The 17,499-nt window shown below is 69.8% G+C and carries 20 protein-coding genes and 1 riboswitch; of the genes, 10 read left to right on the top strand and 10 right to left on the bottom strand.

Annotated features, from left to right (window positions below):
• Window positions 1-2 precede the first annotated feature (2 nt).
• Complete coding sequence (locus tag WS66_RS16935) at window positions 3-1,829, bottom strand: autotransporter assembly complex protein TamA (RefSeq protein WP_059603766.1); 1,827 nt, start codon at window positions 1,827-1,829, stop codon at window positions 3-5.
• Window positions 1,830-2,083: 254 nt separating this feature from the next.
• Between WS66_RS16935 and WS66_RS16930 the strand changes: the two genes are divergently transcribed.
• The 4 genes from WS66_RS16930 (at window position 2,084) to panD (ending at window position 4,675) form a co-directional block, all read left to right on the top strand.
• Window positions 2,084-2,272, top strand: a complete 189-nt coding sequence (locus WS66_RS16930; RefSeq protein ID WP_044849219.1) for a DUF3460 family protein — start codon at window positions 2,084-2,086, stop codon at window positions 2,270-2,272.
• Between the two features lie 4 nt (window positions 2,273-2,276).
• Complete coding sequence (locus WS66_RS16925; RefSeq protein ID WP_059527573.1) at window positions 2,277-3,149, top strand: segregation and condensation protein A; 873 nt, start codon at window positions 2,277-2,279, stop codon at window positions 3,147-3,149.
• Between the two features lie 258 nt (window positions 3,150-3,407).
• Window positions 3,408-4,247, top strand: coding sequence for a pantoate--beta-alanine ligase (gene panC / locus WS66_RS16920; protein ID WP_059603768.1), 840 nt, complete (start codon window positions 3,408-3,410; stop codon window positions 4,245-4,247).
• A 41-nt stretch (window positions 4,248-4,288) separates the two neighbouring features.
• The gene (gene panD, locus WS66_RS16915) at window positions 4,289-4,675 is read left to right on the top strand and encodes an aspartate 1-decarboxylase (RefSeq protein WP_006484038.1); all 387 of its coding nucleotides are present in this window, start codon (window positions 4,289-4,291) and stop codon (window positions 4,673-4,675) included.
• Window positions 4,676-4,830: 155 nt separating this feature from the next.
• On the opposite strand, the gene WS66_RS16910 is transcribed toward panD, so the two are convergent.
• The 4 genes from WS66_RS16910 to WS66_RS16900 form a co-directional block, all read right to left on the bottom strand.
• The gene (locus WS66_RS16910) at window positions 4,831-5,490 is read right to left on the bottom strand and encodes a ParA family protein (protein ID WP_059603772.1); all 660 of its coding nucleotides are present in this window, start codon (window positions 5,488-5,490) and stop codon (window positions 4,831-4,833) included.
• A 127-nt stretch (window positions 5,491-5,617) separates the two neighbouring features.
• Complete coding sequence (locus WS66_RS16905) at window positions 5,618-6,031, bottom strand: DoxX family protein (RefSeq protein ID WP_059604000.1); 414 nt, start codon at window positions 6,029-6,031, stop codon at window positions 5,618-5,620.
• A 163-nt stretch (window positions 6,032-6,194) separates the two neighbouring features.
• Window positions 6,195-6,335 (bottom strand): hypothetical protein, encoded by a 141-nt coding sequence (locus WS66_RS34095; RefSeq protein ID WP_170296487.1) that lies wholly within the window; start codon window positions 6,333-6,335, stop codon window positions 6,195-6,197.
• A gap of 81 nt (window positions 6,336-6,416) precedes the next feature.
• On the bottom strand, window positions 6,417-7,922 hold the full coding sequence (locus tag WS66_RS16900; protein ID WP_059603775.1) for a cobyric acid synthase: 1,506 nt from the start codon (window positions 7,920-7,922) through the stop codon (window positions 6,417-6,419).
• 75 nt (window positions 7,923-7,997) lie between these two features.
• Here WS66_RS16900 and cobU point away from each other — a divergent pair, with 75 nt between their 5' ends.
• Genes cobU through WS66_RS16880 form a run of 4 tightly spaced genes read left to right on the top strand, consistent with a single transcriptional unit; the run spans window position 7,998 to window position 11,422 of the window.
• Complete coding sequence (gene cobU, locus WS66_RS16895) at window positions 7,998-8,558, top strand: bifunctional adenosylcobinamide kinase/adenosylcobinamide-phosphate guanylyltransferase (RefSeq protein ID WP_059604003.1); 561 nt, start codon at window positions 7,998-8,000, stop codon at window positions 8,556-8,558.
• Window positions 8,552-9,496 (top strand): adenosylcobinamide-phosphate synthase CbiB, encoded by a 945-nt coding sequence (cbiB, locus tag WS66_RS16890; protein ID WP_059603777.1) that lies wholly within the window; start codon window positions 8,552-8,554, stop codon window positions 9,494-9,496. Before cobU ends, cbiB begins: the two co-directional genes overlap by 7 nt.
• Window positions 9,489-10,508 (top strand): threonine-phosphate decarboxylase CobD, encoded by a 1,020-nt coding sequence (gene cobD / locus WS66_RS16885; RefSeq protein ID WP_059603779.1) that lies wholly within the window; start codon window positions 9,489-9,491, stop codon window positions 10,506-10,508. The genes cbiB and cobD overlap by 8 nt, the downstream gene beginning before the upstream one ends.
• Window positions 10,505-11,422, top strand: a complete 918-nt coding sequence (locus WS66_RS16880) for a cobalamin-binding protein (RefSeq protein ID WP_059603782.1) — start codon at window positions 10,505-10,507, stop codon at window positions 11,420-11,422. The genes cobD and WS66_RS16880 overlap by 4 nt, the downstream gene beginning before the upstream one ends.
• Before the next feature lie 47 nt (window positions 11,423-11,469).
• On the opposite strand, the gene cobC is transcribed toward WS66_RS16880, so the two are convergent.
• The 5 genes from cobC to WS66_RS16855 are packed head-to-tail and all read right to left on the bottom strand — an operon-like array spanning window position 11,470 to window position 15,720.
• Window positions 11,470-12,054 (bottom strand): alpha-ribazole phosphatase, encoded by a 585-nt coding sequence (gene cobC, locus WS66_RS16875; protein WP_059603785.1) that lies wholly within the window; start codon window positions 12,052-12,054, stop codon window positions 11,470-11,472.
• Entirely contained in the window at window positions 12,039-12,815 is a 777-nt protein-coding gene (locus tag WS66_RS16870) for an adenosylcobinamide-GDP ribazoletransferase (RefSeq protein ID WP_059603788.1), read from the bottom strand. Before WS66_RS16870 ends, cobC begins: the two co-directional genes overlap by 16 nt.
• A complete protein-coding gene (gene cobT / locus WS66_RS16865; RefSeq protein ID WP_059603791.1) occupies window positions 12,805-13,860 on the bottom strand; it encodes a nicotinate-nucleotide--dimethylbenzimidazole phosphoribosyltransferase in 1,056 nt (351 codons plus the stop codon). The genes WS66_RS16870 and cobT overlap by 11 nt, the downstream gene beginning before the upstream one ends.
• Window positions 13,861-13,912: 52 nt before the next feature.
• Complete coding sequence (locus tag WS66_RS16860; RefSeq protein ID WP_059603794.1) at window positions 13,913-14,725, bottom strand: ABC transporter ATP-binding protein; 813 nt, start codon at window positions 14,723-14,725, stop codon at window positions 13,913-13,915.
• Window positions 14,722-15,720, bottom strand: coding sequence for a FecCD family ABC transporter permease (locus WS66_RS16855; RefSeq protein ID WP_059604006.1), 999 nt, complete (start codon window positions 15,718-15,720; stop codon window positions 14,722-14,724). The genes WS66_RS16860 and WS66_RS16855 overlap by 4 nt, the downstream gene beginning before the upstream one ends.
• A gap of 696 nt (window positions 15,721-16,416) precedes the next feature.
• Window positions 16,417-16,669: riboswitch (cobalamin riboswitch) on the bottom strand.
• Window positions 16,670-16,834: 165 nt separating this feature from the next.
• Here WS66_RS16855 and WS66_RS16850 point away from each other — a divergent pair.
• Both WS66_RS16850 and WS66_RS16845 read left to right on the top strand, forming a co-directional pair.
• The gene (locus WS66_RS16850) at window positions 16,835-17,185 is read left to right on the top strand and encodes a hypothetical protein (protein ID WP_059603797.1); all 351 of its coding nucleotides are present in this window, start codon (window positions 16,835-16,837) and stop codon (window positions 17,183-17,185) included.
• A complete protein-coding gene (locus WS66_RS16845) occupies window positions 17,182-17,496 on the top strand; it encodes a cell division protein ZapA (protein ID WP_011885730.1) in 315 nt (104 codons plus the stop codon). The genes WS66_RS16850 and WS66_RS16845 overlap by 4 nt, the downstream gene beginning before the upstream one ends.
• The last annotated feature ends 3 nt before the right edge of the window (window positions 17,497-17,499 follow it).

The raw sequence follows: 17,499 nt of genomic DNA, 5'->3' as shown, positions 1-17,499 counted from the left end.
GGTCAGAAAGCGATGCCGAGCGTCAGGTACGGGCGCACGCTGTGGTTGCGCAGTCCGTACGCGACGTCGACGTTGATCGGGCCGACCGGGCTGCGCCAGCGCGCGCCGATGCCGACGCCCGGGTAGAACACGCGCTCGCCCCACGCATCGGTCGCGGTGCCGATGTCGAAGAAGGTCGCGGCGCCCCAGTCGCGGTTGAACCAGTGCTGGTATTCGGCGGTGCCCGTCATCAGGTACTTGGTCGGCAGGACGGAGCCGTCGACGCTGTTGCCGATGCTCTGGTAGCCATAGCCGCGCACCGAATTCGAGCCGCCCGCGCGAAACAGCAGCGACGCCGGCACGCCGCTCGAGCTGCCGCTCGTGAACACGCCGCCGAGCTCCGCGCGGAACACGAACAAGTCGCGCTTGCCGACCGGCACGTACTGCTGGCCGCGCGCGTAACCGCGGATGAAGGTCTGATCGGTCAGCACGCCCTTGATCGCGAAGCCGGCCTCCGCGTGAATCAGGTTGCCCGAGCGCGGGAACAGCGGATCGTCGACGTTGCGGCGCGTCCATGCCCATTGCGGCACCAGCGCGCGGCTCGTGGTCGGGCCGGCGCCGTTCTGGTCGAGCCGGTCCTGGTAGAACATCAGCGAGTACGCGTAGTCGATGAACTGACCAGTGCGTGTCCGCTGCACGCCGACCCGCGCGCTGTAGATGCGCGTGTCCGACACGTTGGTGTTCGTGTACGACGCGAGCACGCTGTTGGTCCATCCTTTCTCGCCCGGCGGCATCGACAGCTGGACCTGGCCGTACTGCTGGATCTGGTCGAGCCGGCCCGACACGGTGAGCGGCCAGGCGGCGCCGAATGTGTCGAGATACGTGTAGGAGCCCTGCACGTGCGGGCCCGTATCGGTCGCATAGCCGACACCGCCGCGGATGTTGTTGTACGGAAACTCGCTGACCTTCACGTGCACGGGCGTGCGCTCGGGCTTCGCCGTATCGTCGCCGACGTCGATCGCGACGCTCGCGTAGTACGGCGTGTTCTGCAACTGCCGCTGCAGCTCGGCGATCCGCTGCACGTCGTAGATCTCGCCTTCCGACAGCGGATTGACGTTCGTGACGATCTTTTCCGGATAGCGGCGCACGCCGTCGACGTCGACCTTGCCGATCGTAAACGTCGGGCCGCTGTCGAACGTGACGGCCAGCGTCGCGCGCTGCGTGCGTGGATCGACGCGCGCCTCCGACGACGCGATCTTCGCGCCCAGGTAGCGGCGCGACTGCAACTGCCTGAGCGCCGCCCCCTTCGCACCGTCCCAGTCGGACTGCGTGAACGGGTCGCCCGGCTTCAGCGAGAACGCGAAGCGGGTCGCGGCCTCCTGCTTCGGATCCTCGGTGCCGACCGGGCCCTTGAATGCCAGATCGACCGTCGACACGACGGTCTGCGGCCCCGGATCGACGGCGACGCGCACGTCGTGCTTGCCGTCGCGCGTGCGCACGTCGGTGCGCACGACCGGCGAGAAATAGCCGGCCGTCGCGGTCAGGTCGCGCACCTGCTGCGGCGTGGCGGTCACGAGGAAGTCGAACTGGTCGTCGCTGATGTCGTCGCGCTTGGCGAAGCGCGCGATGTCGAGATGGGCCTCGAGGAGCTTGCGGATCGCGCGCGGCGCGTCGATGTCGACGTCGTACTTCGCGTAAGCCGGCAGCACCACGAACGCGGCGAGACAGCCCACGAGGGCTGCCCGGGCCGCCGCACCGGCGCCGCGCCGCGCGCGACGACCGCGGTGACGCGCCGCGCGCGGGCTCGCCTCATGCGCCGTATGTGCCTGCTGGTTCACCTGACCCGCCAAATATGACCTCGTCCTCGGTTGTCGTGATTGTGTGGAAAACCCCGTATTTGACCACAGGGCGGCGGCTCTGCCCGCACGGGTACCGCTTTGACGCCAGGACGCAACGAAGCGCGCGCGGGCCCGGCTGGTCGGGCCGCGGGTGTCGGCCAGCGGATTCGACGCGCGATTGCCGCCGGCTGTTCCCCGCGATGCGGTAAAATCCCGCCATCGCGAACCCGGCGCGTCGTGCGCCGCCCGAAACGGAAAGCCAAGCCATGCCGTACCAGTCCGACGTCACGCAATTCCTGAACCAGCTCAAGCAACAGAAGCCGACGCTCGAAGAAGAGCAGCGCAAGGGCCGTTCGCTGTTGTGGGACAAGCAGCCGATCGACCTCGACGAGCGCGCCGAGCAGCAGGAATCGCGCGTGAAGCAAACGTCCTACGTCTACTACCAGAACTTCTGACGACGTGAGCGCCGCCGACGAGGCCAGCGCCGCCCGGCAGGACGACGCGATTGCCGCGCCCGCGGGCGCCGATTCGACGCCCGACACGGTTGACGGTGTCGCGGCGTTCGCACGTCTGTACGGCGAGCCGCTCTTCAAGCTGCCGCAGGATCTCTACATCCCGCCCGATGCGCTCGAGGTGTTCCTCGAGACGTTCGAAGGCCCGCTCGACCTGCTGCTGTACCTGATCCGCAAGCAGAACTTCAACGTGCTCGACATCCCGATGGCGCAGGTCACCGCGCAATATCTGGGCTACGTCGACCAGATCCGCACGTCGAACCTCGAGCTGGCGGCCGAATACCTGCTGATGGCCGCGATGCTGATCGAGATCAAGTCGCGAATGCTGCTGCCGGTCAAGAAGGCCGATACCGGCGAGGAAGCCGAGGATCCGCGCGCGGAACTCGTACGCCGCCTGCTCGAGTACGAGCAGATGAAGCTCGCCGCGCAACGCCTCGACCAGCTGCCGCAGCTCGGCCGCGACTTCCTGCGCGCCGAGGTCTACATCGAGCAGAGCATCACGCCGCGCTTTCCGGACGTCGATTCGGACGACCTGCGCGCCGCATGGGCCGACGTGCTCAAGCGCGCGAAGCTCGTCCAGCACCACAAGATCTCCCGCGAGGAGTTGTCGGTGCGCGAACACATGAGCCTGATCCTGCGCCGGCTGCAAAACGCACGCTTCATGGAGTTCGCCGACCTGTTCGACACGTCGCGCGGCGTGCCGGTCGTCGTCGTGAACTTCATCGCGATGCTCGAACTCGCGCGCGAATCGCTCGTCGAGATCACGCAGGCCGAACCGTTCGCGCCGATCTACGTGCGCCTCGCGTACCTGCCCGCGTAAGGCGCGCCGCTGCGCCCGCGCCACCCCGCACACCGAAATGCACCGCATCCTGCCGCCGGGCCCGCCGGCGCGGCTCGCTCGCGGTGCGCCCAATCAAAAAGTGAACGATCGTACTTTTTTCGATGCGCCCGGCGGCCAAATCCTCTACAATCCGCCGACGCCCGATGCGCCGCCCGCGCGCCGGCGTTCTCCGCTTCGACCCCGACGCCGCTGTTGCGGCGCCAACGCGCGCCTGCGCGAGGAACCCGCTACCCGATCATGAAAGTCATCAGCTCGATCCAGGAACTGCGCGACCAGTTGCGCGGACAGAACCGCACGGCGTTCGTGCCGACGATGGGCAACCTGCACGACGGTCACCTGTCGCTGATGCGCCTCGCGCGCCAGCACGGCGACCCGGTCGTGGCGAGCATCTTCGTCAACCGGCTGCAGTTCGGCCCGAACGAGGATTTCGACAAATATCCGCGCACGCTCCAGGACGACATCGAGAAGCTGCAGAAGGAAAACGTCTACGTGCTGTTCGCGCCGACCGAGCGCGACATGTATCCGGAGCCGCAGGAGTACCGCGTGCTGCCGCCCGACGATCTCGGCGGGATTCTCGAGGGCGAGTTTCGCCCGGGCTTCTTTGCCGGCGTGTGCACGGTCGTCACGAAGCTGATGTCGTGCGTGCAGCCGCGCGTCGCCGTGTTCGGCAAGAAGGACTACCAGCAGCTGATGATCGTGCGCCGGATGTGCCAGCAGCTTGCGCTGCCGGTCGACATCGTCGCGGCCGAGACCGTGCGTGACGAGGACGGCCTCGCGCTGTCGTCGCGCAACCGCTACCTGACGACCGACGAGCGCAAGGAAGCGCCCGAACTCGCGAAGACGCTGCAGCGCGTGCGCGACAGCGTGCTCGGCGGCGAACGCGACCTCGGCAGGCTCGAGCAGACCGCGCGCGCGCACCTGGCCGAGCGCGGCTGGGCGCCCGACTACATCTCGATCCGCCGCCGCGCGAACCTGATCGCGCCGAGCGCCGCCGAACTCGAAGCCGGCGAGCCGCTCGTCGTGCTCGCGGCCGCGAAACTCGGCGCGACGCGCCTGATCGACAACCTGGAAATCTGACGGGCCGCCCGCCCTCGCCTCTCACGCATCACGGAGATACCATGCAGCGCCATATGCTCAAATCGAAGATCCACCGCGCGGCCGTCACGCACTGCGAGCTGCATTACGAAGGCTCGTGCGCGATCGACGAAGACCTGCTCGAAGCGGCGGGCCTCATCGAAAACGAACGGATCGACATCTGGAACATCAACAACGGCGAGCGCTTCTCGACGTACGCGATCAAGGGCGAGCGCGGCAGCGGGATGATTTCGCTGAACGGCTCGGCCGCTCGCCGCGCGCAACTCGGCGACCTCGTGATCATCGCGGCGTTCGCGATGGTCGATGAAGCCGAGCTGCAGGCCGGCTGGAAGCCGAAGCTCGTGTTCATCGACGAAGGCAACAAGATCAAGGGCCACCGCGATCACGTGCCGACGCAGAACTGGACCTGATCCACGCCGCGGCCGGCGTGTCGCGACGCGCCGGATCGCTGCCGCGCAGTCGCATATGCAGGAAGAGGAAGGGCCTGATCCGTCACGATGCCGGATCAGGCCCTTCTTCATTCATCCTGCCGCATCTGGCCTCGCCGGTATTCGGCCATCGGCGATCAAGACGCCTTGGCGACCTTCTCCGCTTTCGGCGCGCGACGCTCGGCCCATTCGACGATCGGCCGCCACTGTTCGAGATCCTTCTCGACGCGGCTTTTCGCGACGTCCCACAGCGTCAGGCCGTGCGCGGCGATCTGCACGTAGTTCTGCGTGTCGCGCACGTAGCCGAGCACCGGCAGCCCGAGCCCTTCGACGAAACGGTGCAATTGGTCGGACGAGCGCGTGCGCGCGTCCACCCGCATCCCGACGATCCCGACCTCGACGCTGCCCTTGCGCACGGCCTTTTCGCCGGCGAGGCGCTCCAGAAACTGCTGGGTCGCGAGAATATCGAACATCGACGGCTGCAACGGCACGATCACCTTGTCGGCGAGCTGCAGCGCGACGTTGAGCCGGTTGCCGTGCAGGCCGGCCGGCGTGTCGATCACCGCATATTCGAGGCCGCGCGGCGGCTTCGACGGCGCGTCCGGATCGAGACTCCACGCCTCGATCGCCGGCAGGCCGGCCGGCCGCAGGTCGAGCCACGCATGCGCGGACTGCTGCCGATCCAGATCGGCGAGCGCGACCCATGCGCCCTGCGCCGCGAAATAGCCGGCAAGATTGGTGGACAGCGTGCTTTTCCCCACGCCGCCCTTCGGATTTGCCACCACGATGACCGTCATGAATTCCCCCGAAAAAGCCGCGCGGCACCTGCCGCCTGGCAGGCGCCGCTCGATTGCGGATACAGGGAGCGATGATATCGGCAAACGGGGTGTCACCGGAACGGGTTGCGCCGATGCGCGCCCCCTTTCAAGCGGTTCGCGCCGCGGCGCGCGGTGCGCCGAGCGCGAATGCGCCGCCGCCCAGCAGCGCCTGCACGGCCAGCGTGACGGCCCAGAACGCCGGATATTCCCAGCCGCCGTTCGGCGACGCGAAGCTCCAGCCGTTGGGCAGATGCGCGGACACCGCGCCGAGCATGAACGGCAGCAGCACCAGCGCGGCGATACGCACGCGGAAGCCCGCGAGCAGCGCAAGGCCGCCGGCCAGTTCGACGAACGTCGTCACATACGCGAGCCAGCCCGGCAGGCCGATCGACGCGAAGAACTGCGCGGTGCCGGGCAGCGTGAAGACGAACACCTTCTGCGCGACGTGCGCGAGGTACAGCACACCGAGTGCGACGCGCAGCAGCGTCGCGCCGAGATCGTTCAGGCGATGCGGGGTCATGGCGAATTCCTTCATGAGTGGATGAGAATGGATCGCACTCTATTCGAATCAATTCGGCCAATAAACACGCGATACGGCTTTAACTGATTCCCCGCAGGAACGAATGGCGGCGTAAAAAGGGGCATGACCGATCATGCCCCGCCGCCCGTACTGGCTATGAACGTCAGCCGCCGCTTTTGCCTTGCGCGGCGTCACCCGAACCGGCCGGGCCGCCGCCCGGCGCGTACGAGTCGCACGCATGCGCCACCGCCGACGCGCCCAGCAGCGCCGCGAGCAGCATGCCCAACCACCATCGAGCCTTCATCGTCGCGCTCCTTCGGCGGACCTCCGCCCATCTGAGTTGTACACGCTCCGCCGCAAAATGCCAGGCCAGGCACGCCCTGCGTCAGCGAAACTCCGCGTACAGCGCGCGCAGGTCGAGATGCTCGGCGAACGAATCGGCCAGCCGCTCCAGCGACGCCTCGCGCAGCGCCGGGTAGTCGATGCGCGCCGCCCCGTCGAGCCCCGCCCACGCGAGGAGTGCCGCACACGCGTCGGGCGCGTCGAACAGCCCGTGCACGTAGGTCGCGAGGATCTGCCCGTCGGCCGACCGTGCGCCGTCCGTGCGCACGCCGCCCGGTGCGTCGCCCGCCGCCAGTTCCAGCGCGGGCGACGCGAGCGCAGGGCCGCGCGTGTCGCCCATATGGATCTCATAGCCGTGCACGGCGGCCGCGCCGGGCAGCGCGAGATGCCCGGTCACGTTCTTCAGCGTCTTGTCCGGCTGCAGCGTCGTGTCGAAGTCGAGCAGCCCGAGCCCCGGCATGCTGCCGGGCGCGCCTTCGAGGCCGAGCGGATCGTCCAGTGTGCGGCCGAGCATCTGCATGCCGCCGCAGATGCCGATCACCTTGCCGCCATAGCGCAGGTGCCGGCGGATCAGCGCGTCCCAGCCCGCGTCGCGCAACCACGCGAGATCGCGCTGCACGCTTTTCGAGCCGGGCAGGATCAGCAGGTCGGCATCGGGCACCGGGCCGCTCTTCCAGTACGTGAACTCGACCTGCGGATGCGCGCGCAGCGGATCGAAATCGGTATGGTTGCTGATCCGCGGCAGCGCGGGCACCACCACGCGCAGCACGCCGGCGTCGCCGCGCAAGGCGGCGGCGCTGCGCGCCTGCGATGGCAGCATGTCTTCCGCGTCGAGCATCAACCCGTGCAGGTACGGGAGCACGCCGAACACCGGCTTGCCCGTCTGCGCGCGCAGCCAGTCGAGGCCCGGTTCGAGCAGCTTGATGTCGCCGCGAAAGCGGTTGATCACGAAGCCGCGCACGCGCGCGCGCTCGCTGTCCGACAGGCACGCGAGCGTGCCGACCAGGTGCGCGAACACGCCGCCGCGGTCGATGTCGGCCACCAGCACGACCGGGCAGTCCACGCGTTCGGCGAAGCCCATGTTCGCGATATCGCCTTCGCGCAGGTTGATTTCGGCCGGGCTGCCCGCGCCTTCGACGAGCACCGTGTCGTAGCCGGCACGCAGCCGCGCGTACGACTCGAGCACCGCATCGAACGCAACCGGCTTGTAGTCATGGTACGCACGCGCATCGAGGTTCATGCGCGCCTTGCCGTGGATGATCACCTGCGCGCCGCGATCGCTCGTCGGCTTCAGCAGCACCGGGTTGAAATCGGTATGTGGCAAGACACCCGCGGCAAGTGCCTGCAACGCCTGCGCGCGGCCGATCTCGCCGCCATCGGCCGTCACCGCGCTGTTCAGCGCCATGTTCTGCGGCTTGAACGGCGCGACGCGCGCGCCCGCGCGACGCGCGAGGCGGCACAGGCCCGCGACGAGCGTGCTCTTGCCCGCGTCGGACGTCGTGCCCTGGATCATCAACGTGCCGCGCGGCTGCGGTTCGGGTGCGTTCATCGTATGCAAGGTCGTGGCGAAGCGAAGGCCGCATTATCGCCCGCGCCGCCACGCGTGCGCCGTTACAATCACGCGATGATTCCGCACGACCTCACCTTCGTCCTCGGCGGCGCGCGCTCGGGCAAGAGCGCGCACGCCGAGCGGCTCGCCGCCGACAGCGGCCGCCCCGTCACCTATATCGCGACCGCGGCCGCGACGGCCGCCGATGCCGAATTCGAACGGCGCATCGCGCATCACCGCGCGCGCCGGCCGGCCGACTGGGGCTTCGCCGACGCGCCCGTCGACCTCGCCGGCACGCTCGCGCGGCTCGACGATCCGCGCGCGTGCCTGCTCGTCGACTGTCTGACGCTTTGGCTCACGAACCTGCTGTGCCCGCTCGACGGCGAACCGCTCGACGATGCGCAGTATGCGGCGCAGGTCGAGCGGCTCGAGCACGCGTTGTGCGGGGCGCGCGCGAAGGTGATTGTCGTCAGCAACGAAATCGGGCTCGGCGTCGTGCCGCTCGGGTCGGTTACGCGCCGCTACGTCGACGAACTCGGGCGCCTGAACCAGCGCATCGCCGCGCTCGCGACGCGCGTGACGCTGCTGGTCGCCGGGCTGCCGCTCGAACTCAAGGCCGGAGCGCCGTCATGCTGATGCTGTCGCTGCCGGTCGTCGCGATGCTCGCGGTCGCGGCCGCGATCGTCGATCGCATCGTCGGCGAACCGGCCGGCTGGCATCCGCTCGTCGCGTTCGGCCGGCTCGCCGCGCGTATCGAAGGCGCGCTGAACACGGGCCGGCGCGGCCGCATGGTCGGCGTCGCCGCATGGCTCGCGGCGGTGGTGCCGCCGGTGGCCGTCGCCGCGTGGCTCGCGGCCGTGCTGCCCTGGCCGCTCGCGGCCGCGCTGCACGTCGCGCTGCTGTGGTTCGCGCTCGGCGCGAAAAGCCTCGCCGACCATGTCGCACCGATCGCCGCCGCGCTGCTGCGGCACGACCTCGACGCCGCGCGCGCGCTGACCGCACGCATCGTCTCGCGCGACACGAGCGAAGCCGACGAAGGCGCACTATCGCGCGCGGCCGTCGAATCGGCGCTCGAGAACGGCAACGACGCGATCTTCGGCGCACTCTTCTGGTTCGTCGTCGCGGGCGGCCCCGGCGCGCTGCTGTTCCGGCTCGCGAACACGCTCGACGCGATGTGGGGCTACCGCACACCGCGCTTCCTGACGTTCGGCTGGGCCGCCGCGCGCCTCGACGACGCGCTCAACTGGGTTCCCGCACGCCTCACCGCCGCGAGCTACGCGCTGCTCGGCGACACGGCCGCCGCGTGGCGCTGCTGGCGCACGCAGGCGCGCCACTGGGACAGCCCGAACGCAGGCCCCGTGATGGCTGCCGGCGCCGGCAGCCTGAACGTGCAGCTCGGCGGCCCGGCCGTCTATCATGGCGAAATCGAAGACCGTCCCGCGCTCGGCACCGGCGCGCCGGCGACGGCCGTGCACGTCGTCGCCGCGCTGTCGCTCGTCACGCGCACGCTCGCGCTGTGGCTCGCGCTGCTCGTCGCGAGCGGCGCACTCATTCTCGCTACCCATCATGTCTGACGCACGCATCCCGCACGGCGGCAACCTGCACGAAGCCGTGCGCCGCCACGGCACTCCATACGACGCCTGGCTCGACCTGTCGACCGGCATCAATCCGGTCGGCTATCCGGTGCCGCCGGTCCCGGCCGACGCATGGCGCCGGCTGCCCGACGACGGCGATACGCTCGCCGCATGCGCGGCCGGCTACTACGGCGCACCCGATGCCGCGCACGTGCTGCCGGTCGCCGGCAGCCAGGCCGCGATCCGCGCGTTGCCCGCGCTGCTGCCGACTGGCGACGCCGGCGTCGCTGCGCTCGCGTACGGCGAATACGCACCTGCATTCGCGCGCCACGGCCATCGCGTCGTCCCGCTCGACATCGACGCGGACGTGCTGCCCGCAACGCTACGCCACGCCATCGTCGGGAATCCGAATAATCCGACCGCCGAATGCGTTCCGGCCGAACGGTTGCTCGGCTGGCATGCTCAGCTGTCGGCACGCGGCGGCACGTTGATCGTCGACGAGGCATTCGCGGATACGGGCGCCACGCCATCGCTCGCGCAGTTCACCGATCGTCCGGACCTCGTCGTGCTGCGCTCGGTCGGCAAGTTCTTCGGACTCGCCGGCATTCGAGCCGGCTTCGTGCTCGCCTGTCCCGAGCGGGTCGCCGCGCTGCGCGACATGCTCGGCGCATGGACCGTGAGCGGCCCCGCGCGTCACGCGGTCGCCGCCGCGTTCGCCGATCGCGCATGGCAGGCCGCCGCGCGCGCGCGGCTCGCGGCCGACGGCCAGCGCCTCGCCGCGCTGCTGCGCACGCACGGCTTCGCGGTGCACGCGACGCCGCTGTTCAGCTGGACCGACGATCCGCGCGCGGCCGCGCTGCACGCGGCGCTCGCCGCACACGGGATCTGGACGCGGTACTTTGCACGACCGTCGAGCGTGCGCGTCGGCTTGCCGGGCAGCGAAGCCGAATGGCGGCGCGTCGCCGACGCACTCTCGCAGTGCGTCCCGACGGTGTCCCAGGCATCCGCATGAACGCCTGCCTGTTCCGCCGGTTGCCGGCCCTCGCGTCGCTGGTCGCGCTCGCGCACGCGCCCTTCGCTCACGCGGACGTGACGACCCGCGACGATGCCGGTAATACGGTCGCGCTGCCCGCGCCGGCGCAACGCGTGATCAGCCTCGCGCCGCATGCGACCGAGCTGGTCTACGCGGCCGGCGGCGGTACGAAACTGGTCGGCACGGTCACGTACAGCGACTACCCGCCCGCCGCGCAGGCCGTGCCGCGTGTCGGCGACAACAAGGCGCTCGACCTCGAACGAATCGCCGCGCTGAAGCCCGACCTGATCGTCGTCTGGCGACACGGCAACGCCGAACGGCAAACCGACGCGCTGCGTGCACTGCACATTCCGCTGTTCTTCAGTGAACCGAAACATCTCGACGACGTGGCCACGTCGCTGCGCCGGCTCGGCACGCTGCTCGGCACGGAACCGGTCGCCGACGCGGCCGCGGCATCGTTCTCGCATGATATCGCCGCGCTGCGCGCGCGTTACGCGGCGCGCCCGCCCGTCACGATGTTCTTCCAGGTTTGGGATCGCCCGTTGACGACGCTCAACGGCGCGCATCTGTTCAACGAAGTCATCACGCTGTGCGGTGGTCGCAACGTGTTCGCGGCGCTGAAGCCGCTCGCGCCGACCGTCACCGACGAGGCCGTGCTTGCGGCGAATCCGGAAGCGATCGTGACGACGAGTGCCGGCGCGACACGTTCGGACGCACCGCTGCCGAGCCTCGCGCGCTGGCGTGCGTGGCCCGCGCTGACGGCCGTGGCGCGCAACAACCTGTTCGCGATCGACGGCGATTTGCTGACCCGGCCGTCGCCGCGCATCGCGCAAGGCGCGGCCGCGCTGTGCGAGGATCTCGACGCCGCACGGGCGCGGCGGCCGGCGCGCTGACGTCGGGCCTCGATGCCCTTGCGCGCGTCAGACGAGCAAGCGCTAGCCTATTCGTCCCAGTGGACGACTTCCCATGTGCGCGCAGCATCCTCCGTCCGCAACCAGACGACGCCGCCCGTCGGCACCGGTCGCGACAGCAGCGTATCGAGCGGCACGCGCAACGCATGCGACGCGAATGCGCGAATCACGCCCGCATGCGTGAGCGCCCATTGCGGCGCGTCGGTCCGCGCGACCGCGTCCGCGATCCGTGCGACGCGCGCGGCGAACCGTGCGACGCTTTCGCCGCCATGCGCGCAGGCATGCATCAGGTCGGCCGCCCATGCATCGAGCGCCGCGCGGTCGATATCGTCCCAGCGCCGCAGCTCCCACGCGCCGAAGTCCATTTCCTGCCAGCCGGCATCGCGCCGCAGCGGCACGTCGAACGTCTGTGCGAGCCGCTCGGCGACCGACGTGCACCGTGTCAGCGGGCTCGTCCATACCTGCTCGGGCAACGGCGCCCCGAGCGCCGCCAGACGCTCGCGCACGGCCCGCGCCCCCGCCTCGGCCGAGGCGGCGAGCGGCACGTCGCTGCGTCCGTAGCAAACGCCCGGTTCGACATCGACGGCCGGATGGCGAATCAGTACGAGATCCATCCGAGCACCACGAGATAAATCGCCAGCTCGCTCAACTGCTGCGCGAAGCCGAGGCAGTCGCCCGTATAACCGCCGATCCGCTTCACGAAATAGCGGGCCGCCCATGCGCGCACGAGCACGAGCGAGACGAGAGCCGCGAGACCCGCGCGCCAGTCCGGCCAGAACAGCCACGGCAGCCCGAATGCGGCCGCGATCCAGGCCGCGCGCGCGCCCATGCGTTGCGCGACCGGTTTCGCCTTGCCTTCCGGCCGGACATAGTCGAGCGACATCAGCAGGCTCACGGCCCCCGCGCGGCTCGCCGCATGCGCGGCGATCATCGTCCACGCGGCGCGCAGCGGCGGCATGGCCGCGAGCGCCTGCCATTTCAGGCCTAGCGCGATCACGAGCGCGACCGCGCCGAACGTGCCGATGCGCGAATCGTGCATGATGCGCAGCACGTCGTCTCGCGCGTAGCCGCCGCCGAACGCATCGCAGCTGTCGGCCAGGCCATCCTCGTGGAACGCGCCGGTCGCGAGCAGCGTCGCGGCCATCGACAGGCCGACCGCGATCGACGCGGGCAACACGCGCAGTGTCGCGAGATAAACGAGCGCGCCCCACGCGCCGACGCACGCGCCGACCAACGGAAAGTAACGTGCGGCCTGATCGAGATCGCCGGCTGCGTAGCCGATCGCGCGCGGCACCGGCACGCGCGTGAAATAGCCGAGCGCGACAAAGAAATAGCGCAGTTCGGCGCGTACACCGCTCGCGCGCTCAGGCGTCACGATTGTCTACGCCGGCGGATTCGAAGCTCGCCATCTCGGTGAGGAACGCGACCGCCGCGCGCACCAGCGGCAGCGCGAGCGCGGCGCCCGTGCCTTCGCCGAGGCGCAGGTCGAGCGCGAGCAGCGGCTTCGCGCCGAAATGCTCGAGCATGCGCCGGTGCCCGGCCTCGTGCGACGCGTGCGAGAACACGCAGTAGTCGCGCACGCCGGGCGCGATGCGCTCGGCGACCAGCAGCGCGGCCGTCGCGATGAAGCCGTCGACGAGGATCGTCATCCGCTCGCTCGCGGCCGCGAGATACGCGCCCGTCATCATCGCGATCTCGAAACCGCCGAACGTCGCGAGCACATCGAGCGGCGCGATCGCGTGCGAATGCCGGACGAGCGCGCGGCCGAGCACCGCGCGCTTGTGCGCGAGCCCCTGGTCGTCGAGGCCCGTGCCGCGCCCGACGCACGCGTCGATCGGCACATCGAGCAGACGGCTCATCAGGCACGCGGCCGACGACGTGTTCGCGATCCCCATTTCGCCGAAGCCGATCACGTTCGTGCCTAGCGAGGCGTGCAGGCGCACGCGCGCCGCACCGGCGGCGAGCGCCGTCTTCGCTTCGTCGGGCGTCATCGCCGGTTCAACCGCGAAGTTGCGCGTGCCGCGCGCGACGGGCAGCGACACGAGCCGGTCGGACACCGGCAGCGGCGACGCGACGCCCGCATCGACGATCTCGAGCACGCTCTGCGCGACGCCCGAGAACGCATTGATCGCCGCGCCGCCGCCCAGGAAGTTCGCGACCATCTGCGCGGTGACCGCCTGCGGATACGGGCTCACGCCCTCGGCCGCGATCCCGTGGTCGCCGGCGAACACGATCGTCACCGGACGCTGTACGTGCGGCTTCTCGGTGCGCTGGATCAGGCCGATCTGCAGCGCGAGAGCCTCGAGCTGGCCGAGGCTGCCGGGCGGCTTGGTCTTGTGATCGATCACATGCTGCAGGCGCTTTCGCAGCGTGTCGTCGAGCGGCGCGATTGCGGGCGGGAAGTCGGTCGGATTCGTCATCGGAAGGTTGCCTTGTTGGCGCGGCCGGTGCCGCGCATCGAAAGAATGAAGTTCATCGTCGCTCGGGCCACGCAGGCAGCAGCGCGTCGCGGCCGTTCTCGCGGATCAGCACGAGCGGGTAGCCGAACGCGTCGCTCGCGCGCGCCGGCGTCAGGACATCGTGCACGGGGCCCGCCCACGCATGGCCGCGACCGTCGAGCAACAGCGCGTGCGTCGCGAAACGCCGCGCGAGATTCAGGTCGTGGCATGAGAACAGTACCGTGCGCGGGCCCCCGTCGAGCCATGCGCTCAGCGCGGTCAGGCCGTCGATCTGGTGATGCAGGTCAAGATGGGCGAGCGGTTCGTCGAGCAGCATCAGCGGCGCGTCCTGGCACAGCGTCGCGGCCAGCGCGACGCGCTGCCGCTCGCCGCCCGACAGCGACAGCACGTCGCGCGACGCGAGTGCGGTCAGCCCGAACGTCGCGAGCGCGTCGCGCGCGGCCGCGCGGTCGCCGTCGCGCTCCCATCCCCAGCCGCCGAGATACGGGAAGCGGTTGAGCAGCACCGTGTCGAATACCGTCGCGCTGAACGCATCGTGCAATTGCTGCGGCATCAGCGCGCGGCGCCGTGCGAGCTGTTCGGGCGGCCATGCGGCGAGCGGCCGGCCGTCGATCTCGACGTGGCCGCCGGCCGGTCGCTGCAGGCCCGCGAGTGTCGCGAGCAGCGTCGTCTTGCCCGCGCCGTTCGGCCCCGCGACGCACCAGATCTCGCCGGAACGGAACGCCTGCGTGAAGCCGTCGAGCAGCGTCCGTTCGCCGGCCTTCAGCGTGAGATCGATCGCTGCGTAGGTCATGTCGCCGGCAGTGTGCGGTGCGGCGTGCGTCATCGCATCGGTCTCCTCAGCAACATCCACAGGAACACCGGCACGCCGATCAACGCGGTCATCACGCCGACCGGCAATTGCGCGGGTGCGATCGCCGTGCGCGCGAGCAGGTCGGCAGCCATCACGCCGCCGCCGCCCGCGAGCATCGCGGCGGGCAGCAGCATGCGCTGGTCGTTTCCGAATGCGAGCCGCAACGCATGCGGCACGACGAGGCCGACGAAGCCGATCGTGCCGGCCGTCGTCACCGCGGCCGCGGCGGCCAGCGACGCGACGAGGTAGATCCGCACGCGAACTCGCTCGACCGGCACACCGAGCGCGAGTGCGGTCGCGTCGCCGCGCAGCAGCACGTTGAGCTGCGGCGCGGCCGGCAGCGCGACGCATGCGGCCACCAGCAGCGCGCCCCATGCGAACCACGGCGCCGTCACGCCGTTCAGGTCGCCCGTCAGCCAGAAGATGATGCCGCGCAGTCGCGCATCGGGCGCGAGCGACAGCAGCAGCGTGACGAGCGCGCCCCACCCGGCCGCGATCACGACACCCGTGAGCAGCAGCCGCGGCGACGCATCGCGCGAGTCGCCGCGCCACAGCTCGCGGCGAGCAAGCCCGAGCACGAGCGCGACGGAAACGAGCGCGCCGGCGAACGCGGACGCATCGACGAGCCACCACGCGCCGCCCGCGATCATCGTGACGAGCGCGAAGCCGGCCGCGCCGCCGGACACGCCGAGCACATACGGCTCTGCGAGCGGATTGCGCAGCAGCACCTGCAGCAGCGCACCGGCCAGCGCAAGCAGCGCGCCGCACGCGAACCCCGCGAGCGCACGCGGCAGCCGGAGCGTGCGCACGATGTCGGCGAACAGTGCGTCGCCGCCGTGCGGCACGAGCGACGCGAGCGCCTGCCACGGTGACATCGGCACGCTGCCGATCGACAGCGATGCGACGAACAGCAACGCGACCACGGCCGCGAGCGCTAGCCAGATCGCGGTGGCACGCGCGGCGCTCATGCGCCGCACGGCATCGCGCACGACGCGCGATGCTTCCGCTGACCATCGTTGCCGGCCGGGCGCGGCAGCCGCGTCGCGCTATGGCGTGTTGCAGGCTTACGCAAGCTCGTCATCCTCGTCGAACAGGTTGTTGATGCGTGCACGGACGACCAGCGACCCGGTGATGTCATCGCGCGCGCGGCTCGGATGCCATGCCCATGTGCGGCAAAGCGAGTGACGTACGGCCGGGGGCGCACTAGAGCGCGCACCACGATCGGTACCCCGATTCCCGCGTTTGGCCGATCGCGTCCCGCAAGCGTTCGGCCAGCCGAACGTCGGTCGCACCGGCGTGACACGGCCACGATCCATCGAGCCGCACCTGCGTGCGGCCGACATTCTGCGCAATATAGTGGAAGCCGCCGCATCGGGTCGATCGGCATCGCGATTGCGTCGCCGTCAGGCATATTCGGCGCGGCGACCGCGACTTCCGGCGGCGACGGCGCGGCGGCGCGCGGCGCGACAGGTGCCGGCATCGCAACGGCCTGCGTCGCCGCCGATCCGGGCGAACCAGCCGCCGCCGCAGTGTGCGCGACGGCGAGATGCGGCGCGCCGCGGCGTGCGCCGGAGGCCGTGCGGACGATTGGGGTCAGCATCGAAGACAAGTCCCGTGAAGCACTGCGCGCCCCGCGTCCCCGCAGGCCGCGCGTCATGAAGCCGTACAGGCTCCCCGCCTCGGCCGGTATCCGGGCTGGCGGCGTACCGGCTCGCCTTCCCGCGCGTATCACGCGCAGTGGCCCGCGCCCGCGTGCGACCTGCACGCGAAACGCGCCCGAGCCGGCCTGCGTCGTCCGACGCGGCCGCTTACCGTTGCGGGGGCAGCGCAGGTTGGCGATCTCCATGCGGAGCACGCGCCCTGCTTCCCGTTTAACCGCGCGACACGCGCGCGAGCACCGAGGCGGCGCCAGTTTAGGAGCGGGTCGCGCAAGCGTCAAGAAAACGGCCGGACGTATGCCGGGAGCACGCCGGAGCCGCGTATTCGCGGCAAGAAGCCGGGGTGTTACGACTGGAAACGTTACAGATGTCGGAATGCGCGTTATTCCGCGCTAAAATGCTGGGTCTTTAGAGGACGCAGCAAATGCTCAACGAACTCGAAACCTTATCTCAAAATATTGGCCGTCTGATCTCGCTGAACAAGCGCTATCACGCGGAACGGCTCGCGCTCGAGGAGCAAGTCGCGCAAATGCGCGCGGAAGCGGACACGGTCCGCGCGGAACTCGCGCAACTGCGCGACGAACGCAATGCGCTCGCGGCCGAGCGCGACACGCTGTCGGCAAAGATCGACGACGCTCAGGTCAAACTGAACGCGATTCTCGAAAAGCTGCCGCGCACGAAGAACGCAGAGCAAGCCGACAACCAGCTCGACCTGCTGGATGCGCAGGCGCGCACGGATGGCGACGACGCGGCCAGCCACGGAGAACATGCATGAGCACCAAGCAGATCGAAGTCTCGATTCTCGGCCAGCCCTATCGGCTCGCCTGTTCGGCCGAGACCGAAGCGGCGCTGCTCGAGGCCGTCGCACGCGTCGACGCTGAAATGTCGAAGATCCGCGCGAACAGTTCGGTGCGCGGCACCGACCGTATCGCGGTGATGGCGGCACTGTCGCTCGCATCCGAATTGCTGCGACTGCAAACGAGCGTGCGTCACGGTGAAGCATTTCCGGCGGAAGAAATCCGTCGTACAATGCATCAGATGAACGAACAGCTCGGCGCGGTGCTCGCACAGCACGAGACGCAGTAACGT

Source organism: Burkholderia sp. LA-2-3-30-S1-D2 (genome assembly GCF_001523915.2).
Taxonomy (GTDB): Bacteria; Pseudomonadota; Gammaproteobacteria; order Burkholderiales; family Burkholderiaceae; genus Burkholderia; species Burkholderia diffusa.
Note: the sequence above shows the minus strand (reverse complement) of the source record. Positions and strands in the feature narration are given on the sequence as shown.

Coding starts and splice junctions, on each gene's coding strand:
- cobU (WP_059604003.1), top strand. CDS start 7,998: ATGATTCCGCACGACCTCACCTTCGTCCTCGGCGGCGCGCGCTCGGGC.
- cobC (WP_059603785.1), bottom strand. CDS start 12,054: ATGGATCTCGTACTGATTCGCCATCCGGCCGTCGATGTCGAACCGGGC.
- cbiB (WP_059603777.1), top strand. CDS start 8,552: ATGCTGATGCTGTCGCTGCCGGTCGTCGCGATGCTCGCGGTCGCGGCC.
- WS66_RS16910 (WP_059603772.1), bottom strand. CDS start 5,490: ATGACGGTCATCGTGGTGGCAAATCCGAAGGGCGGCGTGGGGAAAAGC.
- panC (WP_059603768.1), top strand. CDS start 3,408: ATGAAAGTCATCAGCTCGATCCAGGAACTGCGCGACCAGTTGCGCGGA.
- WS66_RS16905 (WP_059604000.1), bottom strand. CDS start 6,031: ATGACCCCGCATCGCCTGAACGATCTCGGCGCGACGCTGCTGCGCGTC.
- WS66_RS16900 (WP_059603775.1), bottom strand. CDS start 7,922: ATGAACGCACCCGAACCGCAGCCGCGCGGCACGTTGATGATCCAGGGC.
- panD (WP_006484038.1), top strand. CDS start 4,289: ATGCAGCGCCATATGCTCAAATCGAAGATCCACCGCGCGGCCGTCACG.
- WS66_RS16845 (WP_011885730.1), top strand. CDS start 17,182: ATGAGCACCAAGCAGATCGAAGTCTCGATTCTCGGCCAGCCCTATCGG.
- WS66_RS16860 (WP_059603794.1), bottom strand. CDS start 14,725: ATGACGCACGCCGCACCGCACACTGCCGGCGACATGACCTACGCAGCG.
- WS66_RS16930 (WP_044849219.1), top strand. CDS start 2,084: ATGCCGTACCAGTCCGACGTCACGCAATTCCTGAACCAGCTCAAGCAA.
- WS66_RS16850 (WP_059603797.1), top strand. CDS start 16,835: ATGCTCAACGAACTCGAAACCTTATCTCAAAATATTGGCCGTCTGATC.
- WS66_RS16880 (WP_059603782.1), top strand. CDS start 10,505: ATGAACGCCTGCCTGTTCCGCCGGTTGCCGGCCCTCGCGTCGCTGGTC.
- WS66_RS34095 (WP_170296487.1), bottom strand. CDS start 6,335: ATGAAGGCTCGATGGTGGTTGGGCATGCTGCTCGCGGCGCTGCTGGGC.
- cobT (WP_059603791.1), bottom strand. CDS start 13,860: ATGACGAATCCGACCGACTTCCCGCCCGCAATCGCGCCGCTCGACGAC.
- cobD (WP_059603779.1), top strand. CDS start 9,489: ATGTCTGACGCACGCATCCCGCACGGCGGCAACCTGCACGAAGCCGTG.
- WS66_RS16855 (WP_059604006.1), bottom strand. CDS start 15,720: ATGAGCGCCGCGCGTGCCACCGCGATCTGGCTAGCGCTCGCGGCCGTG.